The sequence below is a fragment of the Streptomyces sp. NPDC031474 genome (genome assembly GCF_055581185.1).
This window is the reverse complement of the sequence record NZ_JBVIJX010000016.1, coordinates 1-26451: the sequence shown is the minus strand read 5'-3', so window position 1 is coordinate 26451 and position 26451 is coordinate 1. Positions and strand designations below refer to the sequence as shown.

Below are 26451 nucleotides of genomic sequence, written 5' to 3'. Positions count from 1 at the left end.
AGCCTCACAGCTCGAAGGACTCGTGGTGGATGCGGCGGTCAGGGACTCCGGCGGCGCGCAGTGCCTCGTACAGGTCCTGCGCGAACCCGTGGGGGCCGCACAGATACACGTCGTGGGCGTCCAGGTCGGGCATCGCCGCCCGCAGGGACCGGGCCGTCAGGTCGGGGCGCCGGCCGTGCGGACCGTTGAGCGCGTAGAGCACCTTCGCACCACGCCACCGCGCGACGGTCTCCAGCTCGCCGCCCAGGGCGAGATCCTCGGCCGAGCGGGCGCGGTAGAGGAGGGTGACATCGCCGGGCAGCGTCTCGAACAGGGCCCGCAGCGGGGTGATGCCGACGCCGCCCGCGATCAGCAGTGACTTGTGCGTGCTCCGCCGGTCCGCTGTCAGGGCCCCGTACGGTCCCTCCGCCCACACGCGGGTGCCGGGCCGCAGCAGGCCGACGGCGGCGCTGTGGTCGCCGAGCGCCTTGACGGTGATGCGCAGCAGGTCGGAGCGCGGCGGCGCGGACAGGGAGTACGGCGTGGAGGTCCAGCGCATGCCCTCGGTGAGGAACCGCCAGCGCAGGAACTGCCCCGGCCGCGCGCCCATCTCGTCCAGCCGTCGGCCGCGGACGACGACGGAGTACACGCCCGGCGCCTCCCGGTGCACGGAGTCCACCCGTAGCCGGTGACGCAGATTCAGCCGGACCGGGGCGAGGATCCGGAACCACCCGACCAGGGCCGCGACGCCCAGGTACAGGGCGTACCAGGCGGCCTGAGCCGGACGGCTGCCCACGAAGTCGGACCCCAGGGCGAGCTGGTGGCCGAAGGTGAGGAACACCGCCGCGTACGTGAGCAGGTGCACGTAGTACCAGAACTCGTGACTGACCCGGCGGCGCACCGCGCGGGCCGAGACGATCCCGACCGCGAACAGGATGACGGTCCCGGCGGTGCCCTTGAGCATCTCCGGGTAGTCCAGGACCACGGTGAGCGTCTCGTGCACGATCGAGGAGCCGTCCTGGGCGGCGTACCCGAGGAGTATCAGCACGACGTGCGCCACCAGCAGACAGACCGTGTAGCGGCCCGCCATCGCGTGCCAGCGCGTCACCCGGTCCGTCCCGATCCTTCGCTCGAGGAGAGGGACGCGGGCCATCAGAGCGACGAGGACGGCGCAGGCGTACCCGCCCAGCAGCCCGGCGAGCCGCCCGGCCCCCGTCAGCCAGCCCGCGGCGCCGACGACCGACCCCGTGTCGAACCACCACAGGGCGACCACGGCAGCGGCCCCGCCCCACAGAACGGCGAGCACGGGGCCCACGGGGGAGCGCCTCGGCGCGGGAGGCGCGGGGACGACCCTTCGTTGCGCGTACACCGTCGTCATCCACATGTCCCTTCGGCTGTCCGTACGACCCCGTCGCCTCGGTCGTCCCGGACGCAACTGTGCCGACGCAACCTCTGAGTCCGCTCTCAGCGCCGGGAGGGAGGCGCGTCCCGCCGCAGGTGGGAGGGCCGCCGAGACGATCGGAGCCGACCGGCGGCACGCGGACTCATAGCGAACTCAGAGGCAGGGGAGCAGCCCGGGAGACGGGCGAGGCCGCATCCTGGTACCTGAGATGAACACTTCCCGCCACCGCGGCTCCGGCCGCCCCGAGCTGACCCGGACCGACGGCGCCCCGCTCCGGGTCCTCGTCGTCGACGACGACCCCGACCTCGCGGAGGTCCTCTCCGGCGCCCTGCGCTATGAGGGATGGGAGGTGCGCACGGCGGGCGACGGCGTCTCGGCCGTCGCCGAGGCACGCGAGCTGCTGCCCGACGCCGTCGTCCTCGACGTCATGCTCCCGGACACCGACGGCTTCGCCGTGCTGCGATCACTGCACGCCGTGCGCCCCGATGTGTGCGTGCTGTTCCTGACCGCGCGGGACGGCGTCGAGGACCGCATCGCGGGCATCACGGCGGGCGGCGACGACTACGTGACGAAACCGTTCAGCCTGGAGGAGGTCGTCGCCCGCCTGCGCGGCCTGCTGCGCCGGGCCGGCATGGCCCGGCAGACGGAGGACGGGCCACGCCTGACCGTCGGCGATCTCGTCATGGACGAGGAGGCCCGCGAGGTCACCCGCGGCGGCGAGCTCGTCGAGCTGTCCCCGACGGAGTTCGAACTGCTGCGTCTGCTCATGCGCAACCCGCGACGCGTGCTCAGCAAGGCGCAGATCCTCGACCGCGTATGGTCCTACGACTTCGGCGGGCAGGCCCATGTCGTCGAGCTCTACATCTCCTACCTGCGCAAAAAGGTGGACGCGGGCCGCCCGCCCATGATCCACACGGTGCGGGGCGTCGGATACGTGCTCAAGCCGGTGACCCGGTGAGGACGCTCCCGGGCGGGACGAGACGGTGGCTGCCGCATCTGCCCCGGCCGCGCACGATGCGGGCCCGGCTCACCGCCGGCCTCGTCGTGCTGCTCGCGGTCAGCTGTGCGGCCGTCGGGGTGGCGGCGGTGGTGGAGCTGAACGGCTTTCTCACCGGCCGCCTCGACCAGCAGCTGCGCGAGACGGGCGCGCGGTTCCCGGCCAGCCTGGAGCACGGCGGGGGGCAGCTCTCGGACCTCCCCCCGTCTCAAACGGACTCGACGGGGGGGACCCTCATCGGTGACGTGGACGGCGACGGTGACGGTGACACCCGCCGTCAGTCCGCGGGAACCTTCGGTGCCCGGCTGGTCGGCGCCACCGTCACGAACGCCGCGGTGGTGGCGTCCGGCAGCGGTACGGGCACGGCGACTGTCGCCCTCGGCGCGCGGGACAGGAGAAGGCTCGCCGAGCTGCCGGCCGACGGCGAGGGGCACACGACCGAGCTGGCGTCGCTGGGCGACTACCGCATGATGGCGACCGAGGGCAGGGACGGCGACGTCCTGGTCACCGGGCTGCCCATGGAGTCCGTGGAGGCCACCGTCCACCGGCTGGAGCTGGTCGCCGCGATTGTCTTCGGCGCGGCGCTCGCCGTCGCCGGAGTCGCGGGCGCCCTGTGGGTGCGCTGGTCGCTGCGACCGCTCAGCAGGGTGGCCTCGACCGCCACCCGGGTCAGTGAACTGCCGCTCTCCAGCGGCGAGGTGGCACTTCCGCCACGAGCGCCCGAGAGCGACCCGCGCAGCGAGGTGGGACGCGTCGCCGGTGCCTTCAACGCGATGCTCGGCCATGTCGAGGACGCGCTGACCAAACGGCACGCGAGCGAGGAACGGCTGCGCAGTTTCGCCGCCGACGCCAGTCACGAACTGCGCACGCCCGTGGCATCGGTGCGCGGTCACGCGGAACTGGCGCTGCTGCATCCGGGCCCGGTGCCGCAGAAGGTGGTGCGGGCCCTGGAGCGCATCGAGGCAGAAGCGGCCCGCATGGGCGAGATGGTCGACGACCTGCTGCTTCTCGCCCGCCTCGACGCCGGCCGCCCGCTGGAGCGCCTTCCCGTCGACCTGACGCGCCTGGTCCTGGACGCCGTGACGGACGCGCAGGCCGCGGGGCCCGGACACCGCTGGACGCTGGAGCTGTCCGAGGAACCGGTGACCCTGCCCGGCGACGCCCACCGGCTCCATCAGATGCTGGCCAATCTGCTGGCCAACGCGCGCCTGCACACCCCCGTCGGCACGACGATCACCATGTCGCTGGGGACCGGTGGCGGGACGGCGGAGCTGAAAGTACACGACGACGGCCCCGGCGTCGCCGTGGACGTTCAGCCCAGGGTTTTCGAGCGCTTCACCCATGGGAAGCGTCGCCGCACAGAGGGCGCGGGCGGTGGCACCGGTGCCGGTCTCGGCCTGTCGATCGTGGCGGCGGTGGCAGAGGCCCACGGTGGCAGCGTCACTCTGGAAAGCGGCCCGGGGTCGACGACCTTCACCGTACGGCTGCCCACCGGCAGCGACTGATCAGCAGCCGTAGGATCACCCGCTGTGGCGTCCTGGCATGTTTCCTGCCGGGGCGCTGACCCGGTAACGCTTCTCCCGGCTCCGTTCGAGGAGCGGGCCCTTCAGGACCGCCGCACCGACGGGCCCTTGCGACGGCCGGTGAGGCATCCCTGCGCAGGCCGGGCTCGGTCCGTCAGGCCGACGCCGCCGTCTGGCCCGGGGCCTCGGTGTGCAGCCGTTGGTCGCCGCCGCGGCACCGAGCACGGCTCCGGCCTGGGCACCCAACGCTGGGTCGTGGAGTGCGCGTTTGCCCGTCTGTACTGGTTCCGCCGTCTGCGGATTCGTCGGGAGATACGCGACGACGTCCACGAAGCCTTCTTCAACCTGGGGTACGCACTGATCTGCTGTAGAAGACTCCGCACTGCGATGGGCTTTTGAGGTGGAGCTGCGGGGGTTCAGGGCCCAGTGGCCCCCTCTGCCAGATCCTTGATCGCGTTGAGGCGGTGTTCCCACTGGGTGGCGAGGGTGTCCATCCATCGTGTCGTCCGCCTCAGTGGTTGCAGGTCGGCCTCGTAGCGGACCTCGCGTCCGACCCTGTGGGCGCGTACCAGTCCGGCGTGGTCGAGGACTGCCAGGTGTTTGGCCACCGCCTGGCGGGTGATGGGGAGGCTTGCCGCCAGGGATGTCGAGGTCGCGCCGCCTTCGCGGGCGAGGGTGGCCAGGACCTCTCGGCGGATCGGGTCGGCCAGGGCCACCAGGACGTCCTCGGGGGTCTGTTCGCCCTCGGTGGTGCGGGTCATGGTGTGCTCTGTTCGCAGTCCGCGCGCAGTTGGTCGAGCTTGCCGGGCCAGTTCTGGCTGTTGGCGCGGTGCCGGTCGGTGGCCTCACCGGTGGGCAGACCGAGGTGCGCGAAGCCGCTCTCGACCATGGTGAGCCGGGTGCCTCCCGTGGAGTCGTCTTCGGTCAGGGTGAACTCGACCAGAGTGGCGTTCGACTCGTCCGGTTCCTCGCCTGCGGCGCCTTGAGACCACCGCCAGGACAGGACGCGCGGCGGCTCGACTGTCTGGATCCGGGCGGGAATGACGCCGTGGATGCCGTGGTCGAAGGCCAGGAGACCGCCCGGGCGCAGGTCGATCTTGACCGGCTCTCCATTGCCGAACCAGCGGCCGAGGAAAGCGGGCTCGGTCAGCACGGACCAGACCCGTTCCCTGGAGGCATTGATCAGGATGGCGCGTTCGATCGTGTTGGGGATCATTGCAACCTCATCTCATCCGGATGTGCTACCCAAAGGTTGCACATCCGGAAACCCATGCGCAACCGATAGGTTGCGCACGGGTGGGTGGCAGCTTAGGTCTCGCCAAGCTTTCGCCTGGCGTCGGGTGTTTTCCAGCCCGCGCTGGAGCAGTTCCTCGGCACCTCGGCGTGACCTGACCGGTTCCGACTGCGTCTATGTCTGGGCCGACGGTATCCACCTGTGCATGCGTGAAATTCTGGAAGGCCCCGGCGGGGGTGTTTCACGACGCCCGCCATCAGAGGTGCCGGCTTCACGAAACGGCCAATGTGCCCGACGCCCTGCCGAAGTCGGCCCAGCCTGGCGCGTCGACTTCCGCGTCGGTACGGCTGAGGACCAAGGTCGCCTGGGGCGCCGGCAGTGCGACCGCCGCGTCTGCCGTGGTCCTCAAGCTCGTCGAGTCCGCCCAGGGCCGCTGGCGGGCCGTGAACGCGCCCCGCCTCGTTGCCCTCGTGCGGGCCGGAGCTCGCTGTGAACGCGGTCGGCTCGTCGAACGCCTGGAGGCTCACGCAGCCTGAACTACCGCAGCTGATCGACTGCTCTGGATCTGGGCCTGGCCAGGGCGATGGGTTTGCCTGCTGCCTAAAGTCTTCCGCTTTGACACTCCCGTCCCCCGCAGGGGCGAGGAGCGGAGCATCCCCACGCCATGGAGGAGAGAGAGGCCAGAATGAGCAATCCGATTCGGCTGTACATGTCGATGTCGCTCGACGGCTACGTCGCCGGTCCGGACGATCGACCGGGCCAGGAGCTCGGACGGGCCGGTGGACGTCTTTTCAACTGGCTCGACGACCGGGAGTCCGACGGTCCCAGCGGACAGGTTTATCGCGAGGCGCTGGCGACCGGCGCCGTGATCTCCGGCCGTCGGACCTTCGAACTCGCCGGGCGTTGGCAGGGCGACCATCACGACGGTGTGCCGATCTTCGTCCTCACCCACCACGTGGATGACGGGGACGTGCCACCCGGCCACGCGCGATTCGTCACCGACGTCGAGGACTGCGCACGTCAGGCCCGCGCCGCCGCCGGGGACCGGCCGGTCATGGTCCATGGGGCGGGCGCGGCCCAAGCGCTCCTGCGAGCCGGGCACATCGACGAGATGGAGATCCACCTGGTTCAGGTCCTCCTCGGGGACGGTCGACGACTGTTCGACCACCTGGGCAGTGATCACATCGAACTCGACCTCGTCCGACGGCTCGACGATCGAGACGTCACGCACCTGCGCTACCGGGTGCGTCGACCCGAGGAGGCCGCGTGAAGACACTCTTCGTCTCCTACCGCGTCACCGACCTGGACCGCTCTCTCGGTTTCTACACCGCCCTGGGCTACGTCGAGCTGGGCAAGGTCGAGCTGGGCAGGGCCGAGGGCGGCGACGCGGGTCACCTCGTGATCCTCAAGTTCCCCGGCGAACCGGCGGCCTCGCTCGAACTGGTCCACCGCCCCGTCGGCGGACGCGTCGACGTGGGCACCGGTTTCGACCACCTCGCGATCCAGGTGGACACACTGGCCGCCACCCTGAAGCGGCTGACCGACGCCGGCCTGGCCCCGGGGCCTGTCCAGTACCCGGGCGGTCCGCGCGGCCCGAAGACGTCGTGGCTCACCGACCCGGATGGCTACCGGATCGAGTTGGTGGAATGGCCGCCTGGACACCCCGACGGCATCACCGCCGCGGACTTCTCCTGAGCGGTCCGGCGAGCGGAGCCAACAAGCTTCACTTCGGCACGGGGGCGGCGCGGCCCGAGGCGCCTGGTCGGGCGGGCTGGAGGGTCACGTCGTCGACGACGTGACCGGCGTCGTGGTCGCGGGCCGGGGCGGCGATGGACCGGGCTTCCAGGTACGAGGCGCGCACGGGGTCGGTCTCGAAGATCTTGTCGCGCGGGATGGGATGTCGGGTGCACTGAGCGCGTTCGGCTGCGACTGCAGCTCCTGAGTGAGGTGCGAGGGGGGCCTGGACGTGGCCCTCGTCGCGTCCTGGGGCACGCCGCTCGCGCCGCCCCCACACGTACGGGCCCACTCGCTCCTGTTGAACCCGATGGTCGTGGTTCTCCCCGACGACCATCCACTGGCCACCGGGCAGCCCGCGGACACCGAACTTCACCTGGAACAACTGCGCCACGATGCGTGGGTTTCCATCCTGGCCGGCCATGCCGCCCGCGAACAGTTCCACGACGCTGCCCGCGAGGCCGGCTTCACTCCCACCGTGCGGTTCGAGACCGGGTCCTACGACGTCGCCCAGGCCCTCGTCGGCACAGGCATCTCAGTGGCCCTGGTCTCGCGCCTGGCTCTGACCCATGCGCCTGGCACCACCCATCGCGAACTGGCCCACCCCAGGCCCTACCGCCAGATCTACGCCGTGACCAAAACCGACGCCGGCCTCACACCACTCGCAGACATGCTGAATCGGCACCGCCTGGTCCGGAGCGGCTTCGAGGACCTGTATGTCGAGCGAGGAGCCGGACGACTGTCCGTGCGTCGGAAGAAACTTCCCGGGCGGCGGCCACGTCGATGCAGCTCGGTCGCCCGGCCATCGGCTCCGGTCACCGCAGTCACAGCTACACGTACGTCGACGTCGACAACCGCGGCGGAGCCAGGGAAGCCGTCCGGCACCTCATGCCACTGGGGCGCCGACGCATCGGGACCGTCACTGGCCCCGCTCAACCAAGCCTTTGCGATCGGCGGCGCCGACGCCATGGCTCCGGTGCCCTGCGCGTACTGCGCCAGCGCGGGCGTCGCGTGCCCGAGGACGTGGCGGTGGTCGGCTTCGACGACCTCGCGACCATCGCCGAGGTGACGGAGCCACCGCTGACCACCGTGCACCAGGACATCGAGGACATCGAGGACATGTGGCGTCTGGCGGCACGCTGCTTTTGAAACGCCGCGTGGCCGGGCGGCCGATCAGCCGGCGAAACCACCGTTGCTCTGCAACAGCTGCCCGTTGATCCACTGGCCCTGAGGTGAGCACAGGAACTCCACGAGGTGAGCGGTGTCCTGTGGGCTGCCCAGACGCCCCAGCGGCGTCTGACGCAGTACATGCTCCCGGATGTCGTCGGACATCCAACCCGTGTCCACCGGTCCCGGGTTGATCACGTTGGCGGTGATCCCGAGGTGGGAGAGTTCGTGGGCGGCTGCCAGGGTGATGCGGTCCAGCGCGCCCTTGCTCGCCCCGTAGGGCAGGTTGCCGACGGTGTGGTCGCTGGTGAGGCTGATGACGCGTCCGGTTCCCGCAGTCCCCTGGAAGCGACGGCCGTACTCGCGGATCAGCAGCCAGGTGGCACGCGCATTGACCGCGAAGTGGCGGTCGAAGCTCTCAAGCGTGGTGTCGAGCAGTCCGGAGTCGACCGACTCGCAGTGGCACATCACCAAGGCGGTGATGCCGCCGAGGCGACGCTCAGCCTCATCGAAGACACGCTCCGCCGCCTCCGGGTCGGCGAGGTCCGCCTCCACTGCCACCGTGTCGGCGCCCCGTTCGGCCAACGCCTCGGCGATGGCGTCCGCGGCGCCGGCCTCGGCGCCCCAGGCCATGCGAGCGTCGTACGGCGTCCAGTACGTGAAGGCGATGTTCCAGCCCGCCTCGGCCAGCCGGCGAGCGATGCCCGCGCCGATGCCGACGGACCGCCCGACGCCGGTCACCAACGCGACCGGCCTGACGGCATCACATGGCGGTTTCTCTCCAGTAGTCGTCACAAGACGCAATCGTTCGGTCTGCGATGCGGGCACGGCAACTCAATTCCTACGGCCCGATCCACAGGTCCTGACGATTACTCCGCGTGGCCTGCCCATCGGGCCACCGCGACGCTCCACCGACGACTTGGTAGGGTGCGCAGGCTGCATGGCTTGGAAAGCCATGGGAGCGCCCATAGGGAGAGGGGCCAGGCGACGATGCAGGCGTCGGAGGTCTCGCGTGCGGTGGCCGCGGTCAGGTCGATCGCCTCATCACTTGGCCTGACAGTCGACGACGCGATCGTTCTTCATGACTCGAACAAGCTCACTCTGCGTCTGCTGCCTTGTGACGTCCTGGCCCGGGTGGCACCTGTGGCGCATCAGGTCGCACAGTTCGAAGTCGAGCTTGCTCAGCAGCTCGTCGAATCCGGGTGTCCTGTGGCCGCTCTCGAGTCTCGAGTGGAGCCACGCGTCCATGAGCGTGACGGCTTCGTGGTCACGCTATGGACCTACTACGAACCGGTGACACGTCGAGAGGTCTCGCCAGGCGACTACGCCCATGCCCTCGAGCGGCTACATGCCGGCATGCGCAAGCTCGATGTCCCGACGCCGCACTTCACGGATCGAGTCGAGCAGGCCCAACAGCTCGTGGCGAACCGCGACCGCACTCCGGCGCTCGCCGACGCGGACCGGGAACTGCTCGCCGACACGTTACGAAGCCTGAGAGGAGCGATCGGCGAGCGCGGAGGCGGCGCCGAGCAGCTGCTGCACGGCGAACCGCACCCGGGCAACGTACTCACCACGAAGAACGGGCTGCTGTTCATAGATCTTGAGACGTGTTGCCGTGGGCCCGTCGAATTCGACCTCGCCCACGCGCCCGAAGAAGTCAGCGAGCATTATCCGGGTATCGACCAGGACTTGCTGCGCGAGTGCCGGATCCTCGTGCTGGCGATGATCACGACGTGGCGCTGGGAGCGAGGCGACCAACTCCCCAACGGACGGCGGCTGGGCACAGAGTGGCTCAGTCAGATCCGCGCAGCAGTCGATCGGAACGGCCCGGATGCCCATGGCTAGTCCTCCGCGGTGAGATCGCGGATCCGTCGGCGGCTCACTGGAGAACGGGGACCACCTCGTCGGCGGCCGTGAGGTCCGTCAGATGGGGAAGTACTTCCTTCCCCGAGTCTGCGGACGGCAGGGAGGGGTTGGCTGCTGCCGCTTCCACCACCTGCCAGTTCGCGTCGGCGAGCAGCTCTGCGATGCCCGGCGGCGGCAGGGCTGGGTGGCCGGCGGCCACGGGTCTCGCCCGCTTGTCCGCCAGGCAGACGAGCAGCGCCGAGGCCGTCGCCCTGGGATGCCGGGCAACCTCACGGAACACCTTCGGCACCGCCGGCTTGTGCCGGACCAGGTACTCCAGCAGCGTCGGGGGCGCGTCTGGGTTGGTCGCCACCTTGGCCACGACACGGACACCGTGTCGGTCGACCATGGCGCGCAACTGCGCTTCGGTGAGGCCCGGGTGCGCAGCGAGGGCCTTGACCACCTTCGCGCTGGGGTCGGCGGTGCGGTCGGGCGGCCGTCGGTCCGTCTCGGGTGGACCGGTGACCGGCGACCGGTGGGCGGCTTCGGCTCGTCATCTGCCGCAGGCGGAGCGGAAGTCGCGAGCAGATTGTGGACGTGCACGCGCCGCACTGCGGCACGGCGGTCTCGCGCGGGGGTGTGCCCCGGTGGCAGGGGCGGGAAGCCGGCGGCTGGTGAGCGCGGCCGGAGAGCTGTGCTGGCCGACGAGTGGCGCGGGCCGGTCGAGATGACGCTGGTCCCTGTCGCTCCCGGGCCGCGACTTCCCGTCCTCGTGTGGCGGTCGAGGCGGCGGCGTCGGCGGGGCCGCTGCCCCTGCGTTCCCCCCGTTCCGGCCCGTGGCGGTCGCCGGCCCGCGTGTGGTCGCGATTCCGCGATGGTGTCGTCTCGTTCGGGGAGGGGCTTGCGGGCACATGGAATTACGGTCATACTTTAATCATCGATGCGACACCTGGGGCTCCACCGCTCAGGGTTTTGGTGCCCCTGGCCTTCGACTCGCGGAGTGCATCCGCGCCTGGGAGATTGCAGGTAACCGCTCTGCGCTCTCCTGCCCATGGAGGCGGTGTCGCCCGCTCGCAGAAAACCCATACCCGAAGGGCACGACCGTGAATGACTCACATGAGGTACGAGGCGACGTGGTGACGTCGTACAAGAACGCACCGACCCGTACCGTCACGGCTGGGGGAGTGACCTTCGCCTACCGCGAGCTCGGCCCCCGCTCCGGCGTCCCGGTCGTTTTCCTCAACCATCTCTACGGGGTCCTCGACAACTGGGATCCGCGGGTCGTCGACGGCATCGCCGCCAAGCGTCATGTCATCACGTTCGACAACAGTGGCGTCGGCGCTTCCACCGGTTCGACGCCGCGCACCATCCAGGAGATGGCGAAGGACGCCGTCACCTTCATCCGGGCGCTCGGGCTGGAGTACGTCGACATCCACGGCTTCTCGATGGGCGGGATGATCGCTCAGGTGATCGTCCAGACCGACCCGCAGCTTGTCCGCAAGCTGATCCTCAGCGGCACCGGTCCTGCGGGCGGTGAGGGCATCAAGAACGTGACGGTGCTGTCCCACCTCGACACCGCTCGAGCCCTGCTCACCTTCCAGGATCCGAAGCAGTTCCTCTTCTTCACCCGCACGGCCAACGGGCGTCGGGCCGGCAAGGAGTTCCTGGCCCGCCTGAAGGAGCGCACCGTCGACCGGGACAAGACGATGTCCCTCATCGCATACAGCAACCAGCTCAAGGCCATCCACCGCTGGGGCCTGGAAAAGCCCCACGATCTCTCCGTCATCCAGCAGCCCGTGCTCGTCGCGAACGGCGACAGCGACAGGATGGTTCCGTCGAAGAACTCGCACGACCTGGCCCGGCGACTGCCCAACGCCGAGCTGGAGATCTACCCCGACGCCGGCCACGGCGGCATCTTCCAGTTCCACGGTCAGTTCGTGAAGACAGCCCTTGAGTTCCTCGAACGCTAGAAACGGCGGTAGGCCCGAAGCGCGGTCGTCGCCCGGGGCCGAGGGCGTTGCCCCGGGGCCGTGGCACCTGTTGGGCGGGCGGCTCAAGCTGCCGGTCCGAAAACCGCTGACCTGCTCGCTTCCCGGTCACCGCGGCGATGGCGAAGAGGGTGCGGGGCGGCGAGGCCGAGCCCGGCATGATGGGCGCCCCGGCCAGCCCCCTTCATCGAGGCGGGCGGCAGGCTCGACGGACCATTCAGCCCTCGACTTCGAGGTGCTGATGCACGTCGAAGTCGAGGGCAGGCGGTCGCCCCTGCCGAGGATCTGACCGCCCCCGTCAGCCCATGAAGGAGAGGGCGTTCTCGATTCCCTTCTCGAGGACCTCGTCGGCGAACTTCCGGTCGGAGAGGGCGCGGGACAGTTGCAGCGTCCCCACCAGCATGGTGTAGAGCCCGATGGCCTTACCGCGGGCGGACTGCGGGTCCGCGGGTGTCAGGCGGGCGGCGATCTCGTCCAAGATGCTCCGCGCGCCGTCGGTGTAGGCCTGCTTGGTTGCGTCTCCGCAGCGGCCGATCTCGTCGAGCAGGGCGGCGGAGGGGCATCCGGCGCCGGGATCGTCCCGGTGCCCGGGCGACAGGTATTCGCGAATGAGGTCCTCGAGCCCCGTGCGGCCGGGCCGCAGGGTGTCGTACCCCGCGATCTGCGTGCGCAGTTGGTCGGCCACGACATTGGCCACGAGGTCGTCCTTGGAAGCGAAGTGGGCGTAGAAGGCGCCGTTGGTGAGCCCTGCGTCCGACATCAGCGTGGAGACGCCTGAGCCGTCTATGCCGTCCTGCTTGAACCGGTGGCCGGCCTTCTCGAGGATCCGTTGCCGCGTCACCTGTTTGTGTTCCTTGGCGTAGCGCACCACAGGCTTCCTCCGTTCGCTCCGCAGGGTCGTTGCTTCGCACCCCAGCGTAATCCATGGCCTGTCATGCGTAATATGAACTATGGCCGGGCGGCTTCGGCTGTCGCCCCTGTGGACCGTCCGGAACAGGGGCACTGGCTGCTGCTGCAACCCCTGCGAACGGCTGGGGGCGATCATCGAGGGTCACTTCAGAGCCTGTGGCTCTTGGGCCGCGGCCGGTGAGCTCCGGCCTGGCCCGCGACGCCTCGGCGTCTCGGCGTCTCACTCCTCATCGCTGTTGATCTGCGCAGGGTGAGGTCCGTGCGGTGGTGCCGACTCCTTCGCCTTCGGCGCAGAACGCCGGTGGCGAGGTGAAACGGCTGCGGCGCACGTCGGCGGCGGCCCGTAACGCTTTGGGCCGTCCGGCCGCCGTGCGTCGCAGCTGTATGTGCCGAAGTGCCCGGGGTCGCTCATTCCCCCGGGCACCTGGCTTGTTGTCAGGCGGTGTGGGTGGGGTAGTCGGTGTAGCCGGCCGCGCCGCCGCCGTAGAAGGTGGCCGGGTCAGGGGTGTTCAGGGGGGCGCCGGAGCGTACGCGCTGGACGAGGTCGGGGTTGGCGAGGGCCATGGTGCCGACGGTGATGACGTCGGCCAGACCGTCCTCGACGTCCCTGGCGCGGGTGTCGATGTCGGCGCCGGCCCGGTTGAGGACGAGGGCGCTCGGCCACAGCTTGCGCAGGGTGTGCAGGAGTTCCTCGTCGCCGCCGTGGGCGATGTGCAGGTACGCGAGGCCGAGTGGGGCGAGGGCGCTCACGAGCGCCGGGTACAGCTCGTGGGTGTCGCTCTCCGCAATGTCGTTGAAGGGGTTTGCGGGGGAGATCCGGATGCCGGTGCGGCCGGCGCCGATCTCGTCGGCCACGGCGGTGGCGACCTCCACCGCGAAGCGGATGCGGTTGTCGACGGAGCCGCCGTAGCGGTCGGTGCGCTGGTTGGTGTTGGTGGCCAGGAACTGGTGCACCAGGTAGCCGTTGGCCGCGTGGATCTCGACGCCGTCGGCGCCGGCCGCGATCGCGGCCGCGGCGGCGGCGCGGAAGTCGTCGACCGTCCCGGCGACCTCGTCGGTGGACAGTTCGCGCGGCAGGGGCATGGGCTTGAGGCCGGTCGCGGTGAACATGTCGCCCGCCGGGCGGACGGCGGAGGGGGCTACCGGCTGCCGGTGGTGGGGGGTGTTGTCGGGGTGGGAGATGCGCCCGGCGTGCATCAGCTGGATGACGATGCGTCCGTCGGCTTTGTGTACGGCGTCGGTGACCTTGCGCCAGCCGGCGATGTGCTCGACGGTGTGGATCCCCGGAGTCACCGGGTAGCCCTGTCCGTCGGCGGAGGGCTGGGTGCCCTCGGTGATGATGAGGGCGTGCGAGGCGCGCTGGGCGTAGTACTCGGCGTTCAGGTCGGTCGGCACGCCGTCCGGAGTGGCCCGGTTCCGGGTCAGGGGCGCCATCGCCAGCCGGTGCGGCAGGGGGATCTCCCCGACGACGGCGGGGTTCCACAGAGCATTGAGCATGGGTGATTGATTCCTCAGGAGTGGGTGGTGGTTCGCTTAGGGGCGGTGCGGACCCCGCGCGGGCGAGGTCGCCGGCGTCATGCCCCCTGCCGACCGGGCTGTCATCGGTAACCTTAGAAGTACGAGCGTAATATTATGTTACGGGGGTGCGGTGGTGCAAGCGGCTTCCCTGTGGCGGGTGTGGGTTCAGGCCCCTCCGCAGACAGCACAGCCAGAGGTGCCGCGCTGCACGGTTGGACTGAAGTGCATGGGTGGGGACGCCGGTAGCACGACACGCGCACCCATGTGCCACGCCCACGGACGACAGGAGCGGCGTCATGATCCGTCGTCAGGGGCCCCCAGGCGGCCGGCTGATCGCACGCGTGGACGCGGGCCTTGGAGACGACGCCGGGTCGCTGGCGAGGTCCCAGGTGGCGACGTCATCGGCGTCAAGAAGAGATCGCTGAGGAAGACATGGGCGTCAGTACCCATAGGCACAAGGTAGCCCCGCCCTGGCCGACGGGCCGTGCCTGCGGAGCCCGCCGCGCGCTCACGCACCGCCTGCCGGCCGGGGCTCATGGGGTGTGACCGGCGCGGCGGAGAACCGGGCGCAGGGTTTCGATGACGCCGGGGTCGTCGACGGTGGAGGGGATGGGTTCGTCGTGGCCGTCGGCGATGCCGCGCATGGTCTTGCGCAGGATCTTGCCCGAGCGGGTCTTGGGCAGGGCGGCCACGACCGCGATGTCCTTGAGGGAGGCGACAGCGCCGATGCGTGTCCGCACGAGCTGGACGAGTTCGGCCTCGACCTCGGTGGCGTCGCGGCTGATGCCGGCTTTGAGGACGACGAAACCGCGCGGTACCTGTCCCTTCAGGGGATCGGCGACGCCGATGACGGCGCATTCGGCGACGTCGGGGTGGGCGGCCAGGGCCTCTTCCATGCTGCCGGTGGACAGCCGGTGTCCGGCGACGTTGATGACGTCGTCGGTACGGCCCATGACGAACACGTAGCCGTCGTCGTCGATGTGGCCGCTGTCGCCGGTGAGGTAGTAGCCGTCGTAGGCGGAGAGGTAGGAGGCGACATAGCGGTCGTCGTCGTTCCAGAGAGTGGGCAGTGCGCCGGGCGGCAGGGGGAGCTTCACGACGATCGCACCGTCGACGCCCGCGGGCACGGGCTCGCCCGACGGGTCGAGGACACGGACGTCCCAGCCCGGGAGCGGGCGGGTGGGCGAGCCGGGTTTGACAGGTGCGGCCTCGATGCCGATCGGGTTGGCGACGATGGGCCAGCCGGTCTCGGTCTGCCACCAGTGGTCGATCACCGGAATGCCCAGGAGCGCGCTCGCCCAGCGATAGGTCTCGGGGTCGAGACGCTCGCCGGCGAGGAAGAGATACCGCAGGCCGGTCAGGTCGTAGTCGGAGGTGAGCGTTCCCTTCGGGTCCTCCTTGCGGATGGCCCGGAAGGCGGTGGGGGCGGTGAACATGGTCTTGGCCCGGTGCTCGGCGGCCACGCGCCAGAACTGGCCCGCGTCCGGGGTGCCGACCGGCTTGCCCTCGTACAGCACGGTGGTGGCGCCGACGAGCAGGGGCCCGTAGACGATGTACGAGTGGCCGACGACCCAGCCGACGTCGGAGCCGGTGAACATGGTCTCGCCGGGGCCGATGTCGTAGACGGCGCCCATCGACCAGTGCAGGGCGACCGCGTAGCCGCCGCAGTCGCGTACGACTCCCTTGGGTTTCCCGGTCGTTCCGGACGTGTAGAGGATGTAGAGGGGATCGGTGGCGGGGACGGTAACGCAGCCGGCCGGCACAGCGGCAGCGACCAGAGCGGCCCAGTCGAGATCATCGGGCCCCAACTCGGCCGGCTCCTGCGGGCGTTGCAGGATCACACTCTTCTGGGGCTTGTGGACCGCGAGTTCGATCGCCTGGTCGAGCAGGGGCTTGTATGCGATGACCCGCTTGCCCTCGATGCCGCAGGAGGCGGAGACGACGACTTTGGGGGCCGCGTCGTCGATGCGCAGGGCGAGTTCGCGGGGGGCGAAGCCGCCGAAGACGACCGAGTGGACCGCGCCGATCCGTGCGCAGGCCAGCATCGCCACGGCGGCTTCGGGGACCATCGGCATGTAGATCACCACCCGGTCGCCGTGCCCCACGCCAAGTCCCGTCAGCGCTCCGGCGAAGGCCGCCACCTCGTCCCTCAGCTGCGCGTAGGTGTAGGTGCGGCGGGTGTCGGTCACGGGTGAGTCGTAGACGAGCGCGGGCTGTTCACCCCGGCCGGCCTCGATGTGCCGGTCGAGCGCGTTGAAGCAGACGTTGAGCCGCCCGTCGGGAAACCAGCGGTAGAAGGGCGCGCCCGAGGAGTCCAGGGCACGATGTGGAGCGACATCCCAGTCGATGCCCTCCGCCGCCTTCAGCCAGAAGCGCTCGGGGTCCTCGGTACTGGCGCGGAAGACATCCTCGTACGTTCCCATCGCGCACTCCTTTGTGGCATCGGGACGGTGGTGTGGTGATGTGCGGAACAGCGTCGGACACAGATACCGCATGCCGGTCGGTGTGGTCGAGCAGGACGCCGGTGACCGGTGGACCGGTCACCGGCATCGCGGTGGTGCGGGCGGGCCTGGCCGGCAGATCTCGCTGTCAGGCGCGGCTTGTGCTCAGGCGCCGAGGTGCTTGCGCAGCCACTCGCCCATCTGCCCGATGGCCTGGTCCACCTCGGGTACCCGTCCGGCGCCCAGGACGAACGAGTGCTGCCCTTCGGGCATCGAGTGTGTCTCGGTGGTGACCTTGAAGTCCGTGAGGCGGCGTCCGAGCTGGGCACCGTCGTCGGCGAGGGTCTCGTACTCGCCGTAGTAGACAAGCGTGGGCGGCAGGCCCGTCAGATCGGCGTTCACGAGGCTGATCTCGGGGGATGTGAAGTCCACGGCCGGGTCCTGCAGCCAGGCGCCCCGGAAGAGCTCCAACGTGCCCCGGCTGAGCATCTTGTCGTTGGTCTCGTTGGCGTCCACTGCCGGGTTCTGGAGGGTGAGGTCGGTCCAGGGGGAGACGCTGACGATCGCTCCGGGGGTGGCCTCGCCCTTGGCGAGCAGGCGCAGCGGCAGCATCACCGCGAGGGTGCCGCCGATGGAGTGGCCGGTGCTGCCGATGTTCTGGGGCTGGTAGCCCTGGGAGAGCAGCCAGCGGTACGCGGTCTCGGCGTCGTCGAGCTGAGCGGGGTAGGGGTGTTCGGGCGCTAGGCGGAAGTCCACGACGAGGGAGCGGGCGCCGGCCGCCTTCGCGATGTGGCCGGCGGCCTTGCGGTCGGAGTGCATGGAGGCGGTGACGGATCCGCCGAAGTGGAAGTGCAGCAGCGCGCGGTCGGGGTCGGCGCCCTCGGGGACGGCCCACAGGGCGGGGACGCCGTCCGCGTCGACCTCGGCGTAGGTGACGCCTTCCGGCTCGGTCGATGCCTTGTGGTTGGAGTCGACGACGTCGCGGATGACGGCCAGGTCGAGGCCCGGTGTCGCCGACTTCGCGCTCACGCCCGCGAGGAACTCCGCGAACTCGTGTGCTTCCTTGCTGACTCCCATGAGGGGGCTCCTTCTCAGACGGGTTCCGTGCGGGGTTCCCCCGCGGCAGCCGGGTCGATGTGCCGACCATGACGCTACTGGCTGAGTATAGGAAAGTAAACTCAGATGAGGTTGGAATCATCCTCATGGACGCGAAGAGGCCCTTGGGAGGGCCGTGGCCGCCGGTAAGTTCGTGGAGGCGCTCCGCGCCCTGTGCGAGGATCTCGAGGCGCCCACCCCTCAGGCACACGGAATCGACAAGGACGAGCGGTTCCGCCTGTCGCTTCTCATGGCCGAGCAGGCACCCGCGTCCGGATCCCCGGCCAACAACCCCGTCGTACCCACCGTGGACGAGATCCAGGATCGCTACGCGCAGATCCACGCCTGACATCCTGCGAGGGAGGAACCGTGATGGCCACGAAAGGCACGGAGCACGAGATGACGACTCATGACTGATACCGCTGCGGACGAGATTCTCGCCGACGTGCGCCGCGGCGTCGGCCGGATCCTGCTGAACCGGCCCAAGGCGCTCAACGCCCTGACGACGGGCATGGTCGCCGCCATCGACCGTGCGCTCGCGGCGTGGGAGCACCTACCGCTGTCCGCCGTGGTGCTTGCCAGCACCAGCACGAAGGCGTTCTGCGCCGGTGGAGACATCCGCACGATCCGCGAGCACAGCCTCGCCGGGGATGCCGAGGCCAGTGAGCGGTTCTTCGCCTCCGAGTACCGGCTCAACGCCCGGATCGCCGAATATCCGGTGCCGGTCGTGTCGCTCATCGACGGCCTGTGCATGGGCGGCGGTCTCGGGCTGTCCGTCCACGGCGGCTTCCGCGTCGTCACCGAGCATGCGGTGCTGGCGATGCCGGAGACCGGGATCGGGTTCTTCCCGGACGTCGGGGCCAGCTACTTCCTGCCGAGGCTGCCCGGCGCGATCGGCATGTACCTGGGACTGACCGGGCACCGGCTCGACGCGGCCGACGCCCTGTACACGGGCCTGGCCACGCACTTCGTCCCCGCCGACGGGCTCGACGCGGTCGGGGACGCCCTGGCCGACCACCCCGACGACCCGGTGGACGTCGTCCTGAACCGCCTCGCCGGCCACTCGCCGGTGGCGGAGAGCCGGCTGGCGCAGGTGCGCGCGGACGTGGACCGGGCGTTCGGTGCGCCGAGCCTCGGCGAGATCGACAAACGTCTGCGCCACATCGACACCCCCTGGGCGACAGTCGCGTCGGCCGCTCTGGAGTCCGCCTCGCCGCAGAGCCTGGAGATCACTCACGCCCTGCTGGCCGGGGGCAGGCAGCGCACGCTGCGCGAGTGCCTGGCCGCCGAACTCGCCCTCACACGTACGACCATCCGTACGCCGGACTTCCTGGAGGGCGTCCGTGCGGCCCTGGTCGACAAGGACCGCACTCCCCGCTGGCAAGGTGCGTCGCTCGACGGACGGACACCGCCGGCCTGAGCGTCGAGAGCCGCGAGCCGTCGGTGCGTCCCGCCCGACGCGGGACATCCTCGTCTCTCTGCCCGGGCGGGCTCACGCGGGCGTGGCGGTTCGTCCGCGGTGGGCGATCCCGACAGGCATCGGCAGGGCGGGCGCCGGAACACCAACAGCGGCGGCTCTCCGCGACGTAGTCACCATCGGATCGCCGACGGCGCCACCGCCCCTCTGGTGACCGTGCCGGACGGAGGGTCTGTGACCTGCACGGGCTCAGTCGTTGTCGGGTTCCATCGACACCACGACCTTGCCGACCTTGGTGCGGCCCTGCTCGACGTGCGCCATCGCCTCGAGCGTCCGGTCGAACGGGAAGGTGCTGTCGATGACCGGGCGCAGCTTCCCGCTGTCGTAGAGGGCGCCGAGCTTACGCAGCTGCGAGCCGTTGGCCTGCATGAAGAAGAACTGGTAGCGCACGCCCAGCGCCTTCGCCTGCTTGCGGATCTTACGGCTGAGCGTGCTCATGACCAGGCCCAGGAAGGAGGGAGCGCCGAGCTGCTTGGCGAAGGCGGCGTCGGGCGGGCCGACGACACTGATGGCCAGGCCCCCGGGCCTCAGCACGGTCAGCGACTTCTCGAGGTTCGCTCCACCCACGGAGTCCAGCACCAGGTCGTAGCCGGACAGCAGCTTCGAGAAGTCCTCCTTGGTGTAGTCGATGACGACGTCGGCGCCGAGACTCCTGACCAGCTCCTCGGTCGCGGTGCCCGTGGTCGTCGCCACGGTGGCGCCGAGGTGCTTGGCGAGCTGGACGACCGTCGATCCGAGGCCGCCGGCACCGGCGTGGACGAGCACCTTCTGGCCCGGCTTCACCTGGGCGCGCTCGACGAGGATCTGCCAGGCGGCCAGGGCCACTAGCGGCACGGCAGCAGCCTCCTGCAGGGTGAGGGAGGCCGGCTTGGGTGCGACATCGTCCACGTCGATCGCGATGAACTCCGCGAAGCCGCCCACCCGCAGGTCGCGCGGACGGGCGTAGACCTCGTCGCCGACTTCGATGCCGCGTACGGCGGAGCCGACCCGGGTCACGACGCCGGCCACGTCGTGCCCGAGCACGAACGGGCGCTTGTACTTCAGGAGCTGCTTGAACTCCCCGTTGCGGACCATCTTGTCCAGCGGGTTGATGCTGGCGGCGCTCACTTTGACCAGGACGTCGCGGTCCCCGACGGTGGGCTCGGGCACCTCCGCGGCGCGCGCGCCTTCCTTGCCGTACCTCTCGACGACGAAGGCCTTCATGTCGGCCGCCTTTCTGCGTGGATGTTTCGGTGGTCGCTGTGATTCTTCGGGCAGTTCCCCCTGTGCGCCCGTCTCTCGTGTGCGGCCGGGGGAGCTGCTGGTCACGACGCTACTGGCTGGGTATAGAAAAGTAAACTCAGTAGAGGTTAGTATCACTGCATGGATGCGAGGACCGAAACTCTTCAGGACGCCGGCATGGACCCCCGTCTCGACCGGGACACGTCGAACTGCTCGATCGCCAGGACCCTTGAGGTCGTGGGGGAGAAGTGGACGATCCTGATCCTGCGCGAGGTCTGGTACGGCTCGTCCCGTTTCAGTGAGTTCGAACGCGTTCTGGGCTGTCCTCGCAACCTCCTCGCGGCGCGGCTCAAGATGCTTGTGGAGGAAGGGATCCTGGCCACCGAGACCTACAAGGAGCCGGGCTCGCGGAGCCGGCCGAAGTATGTGATCACGCCCAAGGGCATGGACCTGGTCCCGGCCGTGATGGGGCTCCTGCAGTGGGGTGACCGCTACCGCGCCGACCCCGAGGGCCCGGCCATGCTGTCGCGGCACCGTGGATGCGGCGCGCACGTCGACGCCCAGATCCGCTGCGAGCGGGGCCACGCCGTGCAGGCGGAGGACATCGAGAGCATCCCCGGCCCGGCGTTTCGTCTGAGGCCCGCCGAGTGAGCTGAGCGCGGTTGCGCCAGGGGCTCGTGGTGGGCTCAGTCTGCCGAGGTGTGCTCCCTGCCTCTGGCCCGGGCCTGGTGGCGTCACGGACTGACGCCCGAAGCGGTCGACACCTACGTCCGCGCGTTCTCCCGCCCGGGCGCGTTGCGTGCGAGTTTCGACGACTACCGGGCCATGGAGCAGGACGTCGCCCTTGACGATCTGGACGCCGCCGAAGGCCGCCGCCTCACCATGCCGGTACTGGCGCTGTGGGGTTCCGCGGGACTGCCCTCCCGCCTGCCGACGCTGGAGATCTGGCGCGAGTACGCCGATGACGTCACCGGTGCCGAGATCCCTGAATGCGGCCACTTCATCCCGGAGGAGCGTCCAGAGCTGATGCTGGCGCATCTGCGCGACTTCCTGGCCCCCGCGACGAACCGGTGACAGTGGACCCTGGCGGAGCTCCGTGCCGAGGGGATTGCAGGCAAGGGTGATCAGCGCGTTCACCATGGCCGGGGGCGTCACCGCAGCACGCGGCAACGACGGAGCCCCCTTTGGCGTATGTGATGACCTCCTCGGGTGCGGCGGAGGATCACATGGCGGCCGGGACTGTGCCCGAGAGGTCGGCAGCCGGGCCGTCGGCCTTGCGCTGCCGGGGCATCAGCAACGCCAGGGCCACACCCAGGGCCACCGCGGCGGACCCCACCCAGAGCGCCGGGACAAGCCCGTCCACGAACAGCGAGGCTGACCCGTAGCCGCCCTGGGCGGAGAAGACCGCCGCCAGCGACGCGACGCCGACAGCGCCGCCGACCTCGCGGATCGCGTTGTTGGCGCCGGAGGCGATGCCCTGCTCCTGCGGGCGGACCGTGCTCATGACGAGGTTCGCGCTGGGTGCGAAGAACATGCCCATGCCGATTCCGCAGACGATCAGCGCCGGCAGCAGAGAGGTGTACGACACCTGCGGTTCGACCGCCAGGGCCCAGAGCCCGAGGCCGACGGCGTTCAGGGCCATGCCCGCCGTGACGACGGGTGCGCCGCCGATGCGGTCGGACAGTGCCCCGGCCAGCGGCCCGGCGATCATGGGCATGGCGGTCCAGGGCAGCATCCGCACGCCGGCCTCCATCGGCGAGTAGCCGCCGACGGTCTGAAGGTACTGACTGAGCAGGAAGATCGCCCCGAACATGCCCAGGAACATCAGCAGGCTGGCGGCGTTGATGGCGCTGAACGAGCGGTGTCGGAAGAGGCGCATCGGCAGCATCGGGTGCTCGGCGCGCAGTTCGTACAGGACGAAGCCGACGAGCAGAGCCGCACCCGCGATGAAGCCGCCCAGCACCGGCGTGCTGGTCCAGCCGTCGGTGTTGCCGCGCACCAGGGCGTAGACGATGCCGAACAGGCCGCCGCTGGCCAGGACTGTTCCGACCAGGTCGAGGCTCGGGTTCGGGCCGTGGCTCTCGTCCAGCCGCAGCAGGGCGAGGGGAATCAGCGCCAGGCCGATCGGGACGTTCACCCAGAAGATCCACTGCCAGGAAAGGTGCTCGGTGAGCGTGCCGCCGATGAGTGGTCCGGTGGCGACGGCTATGCCGCTGGCCGCGCCCCAGATGCCGAAGGCCGTGCCGCGTCGCTCGGCGGGGACGGCCGCTGCCAGCAGGGTGAGCGTCAGCGGCGTCACGATCGCGGCCCCCACGCCCTGCGCGGCGCGGGCGGCGATCAGTTCACCCATGCCCGGGGCGAGTGCGGCCGCGGCCGAGGAAGCGGTGAAGATCGCGAGTCCGATGGCGAACAGCCTTCGGCGGCCGAAGCGGTCGCCGAGGGAGGCGCCGAACATGAGCAGAACCGCGAAGGTGAGGGTGTAGGCGCTCACTGTCCACTCGAGGTCTTCGAGGCCGCCGCCGAGGTCCTTGCGGATGGAGGGGAGGGCGGTGGTGACGATCAGGTTGTCGAGCGCGGTGATGAATCCGGCGATGCTGGTGATGGCCACGGCCCAGAAGGCGCTGCCGCCCCGAGCCGCTTGGTCGCGGTGCTGTTTCATGACGTTCCCTTGGCAGACGTGCTGGCCGATGGATCAATGGACGCGGATGCCGGCGAGCGAGGGCACGGTGTGCGGTAGCGCTCACCGGCATCCAGCGGCTCGGTGCGGATTGCTGTGCGGCTGGGCCTCAGGGGAGCTGCGGGTAGAGCGCGGAGACGCCTCCGGACAGCGCCGCCTGCGCCTGGCGGGCGGCGTTGTCGGCGAGGATCTCGTAGGCGCCGGCGGCGATGCCGTCGACGGCGATGCGCGCGATGTCGGCCGGGTCGGACTTGGCCGCGTCGACGGTCCGGACCATGTCGGTGTCCATGTAGCCGACGTGCAGTCCCGCGACTCGGATGTTCTGGTCGGCGAGTTGCACGCGCAGGGCGTTGGTGAGTGACCACTCGGCGGACTTGGCGGCGGAGTAGGCGCCGAGTTCCGGGAAGCTGACCCAGGAAAGGCCGGACAGGACGTTCAGGATCGCCCCGCCGCCGTTGGCCGCGATCTGGGGCGCGAAGGCGCGGACCACGGAGAGGGTGCCGAAGTAGTGGGTGTCCATCTCCAGGCGGACGTCGTCCAGGTCGGCGGCCAGCAGGTCGGCGCCGGTGGATGACCCCGCGTTGTTGATCAGGACGGTCACGTCGCCAGTCGCCTTGGCGGCGGCCGCGACCGAGGCGGGGTCGGTGATGTCGAGCGCGATCGGCTTGGCGCCGGGCAGGTCGACCTGGTGGGGGTTGCGGGCGCCGGCGTAGACGGTGGCGCCGCGGCTGAGTAGTTCGGCGGCGAGGGCTCGGCCGAAGCCCCGGTTGGCTCCGGTGACAAGGACGGTGCTGGTGGAGAGGTCCATGGAAGTTCCTGGTGGAGGGGAGTGACCTGGACGGCGAGCGTCAGGCTATTAAATTACGACCATAATATAAATGGGGTGAGCCGATGATCGCAACCGGTTCGCGTGGTGAGAGGTGTGATGCCTGGCCTGGAGTCCGTGTGATGCCCGGGCGGTCCGGACTCGCGCCGACGTCGACGCGCGAGGGGCCCATCGCGTGCACGGCGGGCCCCTCGTCACGTCACGCGAGACGGGCTCAGAGCTTGACGATCATCTTTCCGACGTTCTCGCCCCGCATCATCGCGAGGAAGGCGTCCAGGGTGTTGTCGAGGCCCTCTCGCACGGTTTCGCGGTAGTGGAGCTTGCCCTCGGCGAGCCAGCCGCCGACCTCCCGGACGAAGTCCGGCTGGAGGTCGAGCTCTTCGCTGAACATGAACGACAGGATGTCCGAACGGGTCACGGACAGGTTCCACGGATTGCGCGGACCCACGACCTTCTCGTCGTTGTACTGGGAGACCATCCCGCACAGGACGATCCGCGCGTGCAGCCGAAGTGCGCCGATGGCCGCTTCCAGGTGCTCGCCCCCGACGTTGTCGAAGAAGACGTCGATGCCGTCCGGCGCCGCCAGGGCCAATTGCTCGGCGACCGGCCCGTTCTTGTAGTTGAACGCGGCGTCGTAGCCGTACTCGTCAACCAGTAGCTTGACCTTCTCGGTCGAACCGGCGCTGCCGATCACCCGGCCGGCGCCCTTCAGCTTGGCGATCTGGCCGACCTGGCTGCCGACCGCGCCCGCCGCGCCGGACACGAAGACCGTGTCGCCTTCCTTGATCTTCGCGAACCGCTCCAGTCCGATGTAACAGAAAGGTCTGTCTGTTCGAAACCAGCCGCAAGCGGCGGTTTTGAGGAGCTATCGAGGGCAGGCTGCTTCGAGCAGGTCGTGCGCCGCCCGCTTGGCGGCCTCGGCGGCGGCATCGGCATGTTCGACGCGTGTCGCCGCCAGCGTGCCGTCGATGAGGACCGTGAGTTGGAACGCGAGTGTCTCGGGGTCCGCGGCGCCGGCCGCGGCCGCCAGGTCGCGCACCCAGGATCGGACGGCGCGTTTGTGCTCGGCGGTGATGGCGTGCGCGGTGCTGCCGGGGGCGAACTCCGCCGCCGCGTTGATGAAGGCGCAGCCCAGTGTGCCCTCTCGTGCCGCGTGTTCCAGTGCGACGAAAAGACCGAAGAGCTGGTCGCGTGGGTCGTCCCCGGCCGCGAGCGCCGCCGAGCGCAGCTGACGTCGCCAGCTGTCGTCCATCCGTCGCAGGTAGGCGGCGACCACGTCGTCCTTGCTGGGGAACTGCTTGTACAGCGTGGCCTTGGCGACCCCCGACTCGGCGATCAGCCGGTCCACTCCCACGGCGTGGAAGCCGTGGGCGTAGAACAGCTCGGAGGCGGTGTCGAGAATGCGATCCCGGGCCGGGCGTCGCGCGGGCGCTGTGCTCATGGGGCTATAAATTAACAGACAGGTCTGTCTACTTCAAGACAGGAACAGACCCGTCTGTCCTGGCAGCGGTCGACCATGAGGAGGTGGTCCGCCGGCCGATCCGCGCAGCGTGTGTCACGTGGTGGGGGAGCGCAGATCCTTGCGGAGGATCCTGCCCGACGCGGACTTGGGGATGGCGCCGACGAACTCGACCCGCCGGACCTTCTTGTACGGGGCGACCCGGCGCGCGACGAACTCGATGACTTCGTCCGCGGTGAGATCGGTGCCGGGCCGGCGGACGACGAAGGCCTTGGGGATCTCCTCGCCTTCGTCGTCGGTGACCCCGATGACCGCGCTATCGGCGATGGCCGGGTGGGTCAGCAGCAGGGCTTCGAGTTCGGCGGGCGGGACCTGGTAGCCCTTGTACTTGATCAGCTCCTTGAGCGGTCGACGATGAACACCCGGCCGACGTGGTCGACCTGAGCGAGGTCCCCGGTGCGCAGGAATCCGTCGGAGTCGATCGTGGCGAAGTTCGGCGCGAGGCTGGAACTGCCGGAGAAACCCCACTGGATCGGCCAGGACGAGGTGGACTTCCTGGTGGCCGAACTGGAGCGCAGCGGACTGTCCGGCCCGCTCAACTACTACCGGAACCACGACCCCAACTGGGAGGTCCTCGGCGAGTACGACAACAGGCCGGTGACCGCGCCCGCACTCTTCATCGGGGGCGACCGGGACGTGACGACGATCTGGAGCCAGGAGGCGATCGCCCGGATCGGGGAGAAGGTCCAGGACCTGCGGGGATCGGTCATCCTGCCCGATTGCGGGCACTAAATCCAGCAGGAGCAGCCCGAGGCCGTCAACAGAGAACTCCTCGGCTTCCTCAGCGGTCTCTGATACGGCGCCTAAGGGTTGTCCCGTAATTGGTCTTTGCCGGGCAGGATGGCCTGCGTTTCTCTGCTATCCGGCGAGGGTGAGGTTGTGCAGGCGGGCGATGCCGA

The 26451-nt window shown here is 69.7% G+C and carries 26 protein-coding genes and 4 pseudogenes; 14 read left to right on the top strand and 16 right to left on the bottom strand.

Translation table 11 applies throughout. The features are described 5' to 3' along the window. Positions 1–4: 4 nt before the first annotated feature. Entirely contained in the window at positions 5–1357 is a 1353-nt protein-coding gene (locus ACZ5SK_RS31680) for a ferredoxin reductase family protein (RefSeq protein WP_457495321.1), read from the bottom strand. Between the two features lie 232 nt (positions 1358–1589). Between ACZ5SK_RS31680 and ACZ5SK_RS31675 the strand changes: the two genes are divergently transcribed. Both ACZ5SK_RS31675 and ACZ5SK_RS31670 read left to right on the top strand, forming a co-directional pair. After that, positions 1590–2339, top strand: a complete 750-nt coding sequence (locus ACZ5SK_RS31675; protein WP_334574127.1) for a response regulator transcription factor — start codon at positions 1590–1592, stop codon at positions 2337–2339. Between the two features lie 56 nt (positions 2340–2395). Continuing rightward, a complete protein-coding gene (locus ACZ5SK_RS31670; RefSeq protein ID WP_457495334.1) occupies positions 2396–3883 on the top strand; it encodes a sensor histidine kinase in 1488 nt (495 codons plus the stop codon). A gap of 434 nt (positions 3884–4317) precedes the next feature. Here the strand turns inward: ACZ5SK_RS31670 and ACZ5SK_RS31665 are convergent, their stop codons facing one another. Then, positions 4318–4662: an ArsR/SmtB family transcription factor gene (locus ACZ5SK_RS31665; protein WP_457495320.1), complete on the bottom strand. Its 345-nt coding sequence runs from the start codon at positions 4660–4662 to the stop codon at positions 4318–4320. Then, positions 4659–5117: an SRPBCC domain-containing protein gene (locus tag ACZ5SK_RS31660; protein WP_334574124.1), complete on the bottom strand. Its 459-nt coding sequence runs from the start codon at positions 5115–5117 to the stop codon at positions 4659–4661. Before ACZ5SK_RS31660 ends, ACZ5SK_RS31665 begins: the two co-directional genes overlap by 4 nt. A 233-nt stretch (positions 5118–5350) precedes the next feature. Between ACZ5SK_RS31660 and ACZ5SK_RS31655 the strand changes: the two are divergent. The 3 genes and pseudogenes from ACZ5SK_RS31655 to ACZ5SK_RS31645 form a co-directional block, all read left to right on the top strand. Continuing rightward, a pseudogene (locus ACZ5SK_RS31655) lies at positions 5351–5671 on the top strand (IS256 family transposase); the annotation flags it as partial. 149 nt (positions 5672–5820) lie between these two features. Beyond that, positions 5821–6405, top strand: a complete 585-nt coding sequence (locus tag ACZ5SK_RS31650) for a dihydrofolate reductase family protein (RefSeq protein ID WP_457495319.1) — start codon at positions 5821–5823, stop codon at positions 6403–6405. Continuing rightward, positions 6402–6830 (top strand): VOC family protein, encoded by a 429-nt coding sequence (locus tag ACZ5SK_RS31645; RefSeq protein ID WP_334574120.1) that lies wholly within the window; start codon positions 6402–6404, stop codon positions 6828–6830. The genes ACZ5SK_RS31650 and ACZ5SK_RS31645 overlap by 4 nt, the downstream gene beginning before the upstream one ends. A gap of 28 nt (positions 6831–6858) precedes the next feature. Here ACZ5SK_RS31645 and ACZ5SK_RS31640 read toward each other — a convergent pair whose 3' ends face one another. Beyond that, positions 6859–6996, bottom strand: a complete 138-nt coding sequence (locus ACZ5SK_RS31640; protein WP_457495318.1) for a hypothetical protein — start codon at positions 6994–6996, stop codon at positions 6859–6861. 81 nt (positions 6997–7077) lie between these two features. Between ACZ5SK_RS31640 and ACZ5SK_RS31635 the strand changes: the two genes are divergently transcribed. Further along, positions 7078–7938, top strand: coding sequence for a LysR substrate-binding domain-containing protein (locus ACZ5SK_RS31635; RefSeq protein ID WP_457495317.1), 861 nt, complete (start codon positions 7078–7080; stop codon positions 7936–7938). Beyond that, positions 7881–8018, top strand: a complete 138-nt coding sequence (locus ACZ5SK_RS31630) for a substrate-binding domain-containing protein (protein ID WP_457495316.1) — start codon at positions 7881–7883, stop codon at positions 8016–8018. The genes ACZ5SK_RS31635 and ACZ5SK_RS31630 overlap by 58 nt, the downstream gene beginning before the upstream one ends. A gap of 24 nt (positions 8019–8042) precedes the next feature. On the opposite strand, the gene ACZ5SK_RS31625 is transcribed toward ACZ5SK_RS31630, so the two are convergent. After that, a complete protein-coding gene (locus ACZ5SK_RS31625) occupies positions 8043–8780 on the bottom strand; it encodes an SDR family oxidoreductase (protein WP_457495315.1) in 738 nt (245 codons plus the stop codon). 246 nt (positions 8781–9026) lie between these two features. Here ACZ5SK_RS31625 and ACZ5SK_RS31620 point away from each other — a divergent pair, with 246 nt between their 5' ends. Further along, positions 9027–9881, top strand: a complete 855-nt coding sequence (locus tag ACZ5SK_RS31620) for a phosphotransferase enzyme family protein (protein ID WP_457495314.1) — start codon at positions 9027–9029, stop codon at positions 9879–9881. 34 nt (positions 9882–9915) lie between these two features. On the opposite strand, the pseudogene ACZ5SK_RS31615 reads toward ACZ5SK_RS31620, so the two are convergent. Beyond that, positions 9916–10362, bottom strand: a pseudogene (locus ACZ5SK_RS31615) (hypothetical protein); the annotation flags it as partial. A 622-nt stretch (positions 10363–10984) separates the two neighbouring features. Between ACZ5SK_RS31615 and ACZ5SK_RS31610 the strand changes: the two are divergent. Next, positions 10985–11851: an alpha/beta fold hydrolase gene (locus ACZ5SK_RS31610; RefSeq protein WP_334574113.1), complete on the top strand. Its 867-nt coding sequence runs from the start codon at positions 10985–10987 to the stop codon at positions 11849–11851. Between the two features lie 316 nt (positions 11852–12167). Here ACZ5SK_RS31610 and ACZ5SK_RS31605 read toward each other — a convergent pair whose 3' ends face one another. The 4 genes from ACZ5SK_RS31605 to ACZ5SK_RS31590 all read right to left on the bottom strand — a co-directional run bounded on the left by ACZ5SK_RS31605 (position 12168) and on the right by ACZ5SK_RS31590 (position 17814). After that, positions 12168–12740: a TetR/AcrR family transcriptional regulator gene (locus ACZ5SK_RS31605; protein WP_334574111.1), complete on the bottom strand. Its 573-nt coding sequence runs from the start codon at positions 12738–12740 to the stop codon at positions 12168–12170. Between the two features lie 473 nt (positions 12741–13213). Further along, positions 13214–14275 (bottom strand): alkene reductase, encoded by a 1062-nt coding sequence (locus ACZ5SK_RS31600; protein WP_334574109.1) that lies wholly within the window; start codon positions 14273–14275, stop codon positions 13214–13216. Between the two features lie 554 nt (positions 14276–14829). Then, on the bottom strand, positions 14830–16719 hold the full coding sequence (locus ACZ5SK_RS31595; RefSeq protein WP_334574107.1) for a propionyl-CoA synthetase: 1890 nt from the start codon (positions 16717–16719) through the stop codon (positions 14830–14832). A gap of 183 nt (positions 16720–16902) precedes the next feature. Continuing rightward, on the bottom strand, positions 16903–17814 hold the full coding sequence (locus ACZ5SK_RS31590) for an alpha/beta hydrolase (protein ID WP_334574105.1): 912 nt from the start codon (positions 17812–17814) through the stop codon (positions 16903–16905). A gap of 154 nt (positions 17815–17968) precedes the next feature. Between ACZ5SK_RS31590 and ACZ5SK_RS31585 the strand changes: the two genes are divergently transcribed. Together ACZ5SK_RS31585 and ACZ5SK_RS31580 are read left to right on the top strand one after the other, a co-directional pair. Further along, complete coding sequence (locus tag ACZ5SK_RS31585; RefSeq protein WP_334574104.1) at positions 17969–18181, top strand: hypothetical protein; 213 nt, start codon at positions 17969–17971, stop codon at positions 18179–18181. A 60-nt stretch (positions 18182–18241) separates the two neighbouring features. After that, positions 18242–19252 (top strand): enoyl-CoA hydratase/isomerase family protein, encoded by a 1011-nt coding sequence (locus ACZ5SK_RS31580; RefSeq protein ID WP_334574102.1) that lies wholly within the window; start codon positions 18242–18244, stop codon positions 19250–19252. Between the two features lie 246 nt (positions 19253–19498). On the opposite strand, the gene ACZ5SK_RS31575 is transcribed toward ACZ5SK_RS31580, so the two are convergent. Further along, positions 19499–20512, bottom strand: a complete 1014-nt coding sequence (locus tag ACZ5SK_RS31575) for an NADP-dependent oxidoreductase (RefSeq protein ID WP_334574100.1) — start codon at positions 20510–20512, stop codon at positions 19499–19501. 195 nt (positions 20513–20707) lie between these two features. On the opposite strand from ACZ5SK_RS31575, the gene ACZ5SK_RS31570 reads away from it, so the two are divergent. Both ACZ5SK_RS31570 and ACZ5SK_RS31565 read left to right on the top strand, forming a co-directional pair. Next, complete coding sequence (locus tag ACZ5SK_RS31570) at positions 20708–21181, top strand: winged helix-turn-helix transcriptional regulator (protein WP_334581039.1); 474 nt, start codon at positions 20708–20710, stop codon at positions 21179–21181. A gap of 48 nt (positions 21182–21229) precedes the next feature. After that, positions 21230–21604 carry an alpha/beta fold hydrolase gene (locus tag ACZ5SK_RS31565; protein ID WP_334574099.1) on the top strand — a complete coding sequence of 125 codons (375 nt, stop codon included), beginning with the start codon at positions 21230–21232 and terminating at the stop codon, positions 21602–21604. Positions 21605–21752: 148 nt separating this feature from the next. Here the strand turns inward: ACZ5SK_RS31565 and ACZ5SK_RS31560 are convergent, their stop codons facing one another. The 5 genes and pseudogenes from ACZ5SK_RS31560 to ACZ5SK_RS31540 form a co-directional block, all read right to left on the bottom strand. Further along, complete coding sequence (locus ACZ5SK_RS31560; RefSeq protein WP_334574097.1) at positions 21753–23189, bottom strand: DHA2 family efflux MFS transporter permease subunit; 1437 nt, start codon at positions 23187–23189, stop codon at positions 21753–21755. 127 nt (positions 23190–23316) lie between these two features. Continuing rightward, positions 23317–24015 (bottom strand): SDR family oxidoreductase, encoded by a 699-nt coding sequence (locus ACZ5SK_RS31555; protein ID WP_334574095.1) that lies wholly within the window; start codon positions 24013–24015, stop codon positions 23317–23319. Between the two features lie 232 nt (positions 24016–24247). Next, positions 24248–24847 (bottom strand): annotated as a pseudogene (locus ACZ5SK_RS31550) (zinc-binding dehydrogenase); the annotation flags it as partial. Positions 24848–24898: 51 nt separating this feature from the next. Continuing rightward, positions 24899–25474 (bottom strand): TetR/AcrR family transcriptional regulator, encoded by a 576-nt coding sequence (locus tag ACZ5SK_RS31545; protein WP_334574094.1) that lies wholly within the window; start codon positions 25472–25474, stop codon positions 24899–24901. 114 nt (positions 25475–25588) lie between these two features. Further along, positions 25589–25980 (bottom strand): annotated as a pseudogene (locus ACZ5SK_RS31540) (AMP-binding enzyme); the annotation flags it as partial. Between ACZ5SK_RS31540 and ACZ5SK_RS31535 the strand changes: the two are divergent. Next, entirely contained in the window at positions 25949–26284 is a 336-nt protein-coding gene (locus tag ACZ5SK_RS31535; RefSeq protein WP_334581411.1) for a hypothetical protein, read from the top strand. The pseudogene ACZ5SK_RS31540 and the gene ACZ5SK_RS31535 overlap by 32 nt on opposite strands. Positions 26285–26451 lie beyond the last annotated feature (167 nt).

Coding starts and splice junctions, on each gene's coding strand:
- ACZ5SK_RS31670 (WP_457495334.1), top strand. CDS start 2,396: ATGCGGGCCCGGCTCACCGCCGGCCTCGTCGTGCTGCTCGCGGTCAGC.
- ACZ5SK_RS31555 (WP_334574095.1), bottom strand. CDS start 24,015: ATGGACCTCTCCACCAGCACCGTCCTTGTCACCGGAGCCAACCGGGGC.
- ACZ5SK_RS31650 (WP_457495319.1), top strand. CDS start 5,821: ATGAGCAATCCGATTCGGCTGTACATGTCGATGTCGCTCGACGGCTAC.
- ACZ5SK_RS31545 (WP_334574094.1), bottom strand. CDS start 25,474: ATGAGCACAGCGCCCGCGCGACGCCCGGCCCGGGATCGCATTCTCGAC.
- ACZ5SK_RS31575 (WP_334574100.1), bottom strand. CDS start 20,512: ATGAAGGCCTTCGTCGTCGAGAGGTACGGCAAGGAAGGCGCGCGCGCC.
- ACZ5SK_RS31560 (WP_334574097.1), bottom strand. CDS start 23,189: ATGAAACAGCACCGCGACCAAGCGGCTCGGGGCGGCAGCGCCTTCTGG.
- ACZ5SK_RS31620 (WP_457495314.1), top strand. CDS start 9,027: ATGCAGGCGTCGGAGGTCTCGCGTGCGGTGGCCGCGGTCAGGTCGATC.
- ACZ5SK_RS31675 (WP_334574127.1), top strand. CDS start 1,590: ATGAACACTTCCCGCCACCGCGGCTCCGGCCGCCCCGAGCTGACCCGG.
- ACZ5SK_RS31570 (WP_334581039.1), top strand. CDS start 20,708: ATGGACCCCCGTCTCGACCGGGACACGTCGAACTGCTCGATCGCCAGG.
- ACZ5SK_RS31580 (WP_334574102.1), top strand. CDS start 18,242: ATGACTGATACCGCTGCGGACGAGATTCTCGCCGACGTGCGCCGCGGC.
- ACZ5SK_RS31680 (WP_457495321.1), bottom strand. CDS start 1,357: ATGACGACGGTGTACGCGCAACGAAGGGTCGTCCCCGCGCCTCCCGCG.
- ACZ5SK_RS31595 (WP_334574107.1), bottom strand. CDS start 16,719: ATGGGAACGTACGAGGATGTCTTCCGCGCCAGTACCGAGGACCCCGAG.
- ACZ5SK_RS31660 (WP_334574124.1), bottom strand. CDS start 5,117: ATGATCCCCAACACGATCGAACGCGCCATCCTGATCAATGCCTCCAGG.
- ACZ5SK_RS31590 (WP_334574105.1), bottom strand. CDS start 17,814: ATGGGAGTCAGCAAGGAAGCACACGAGTTCGCGGAGTTCCTCGCGGGC.
- ACZ5SK_RS31665 (WP_457495320.1), bottom strand. CDS start 4,662: ATGACCCGCACCACCGAGGGCGAACAGACCCCCGAGGACGTCCTGGTG.
- ACZ5SK_RS31600 (WP_334574109.1), bottom strand. CDS start 14,275: ATGCTCAATGCTCTGTGGAACCCCGCCGTCGTCGGGGAGATCCCCCTG.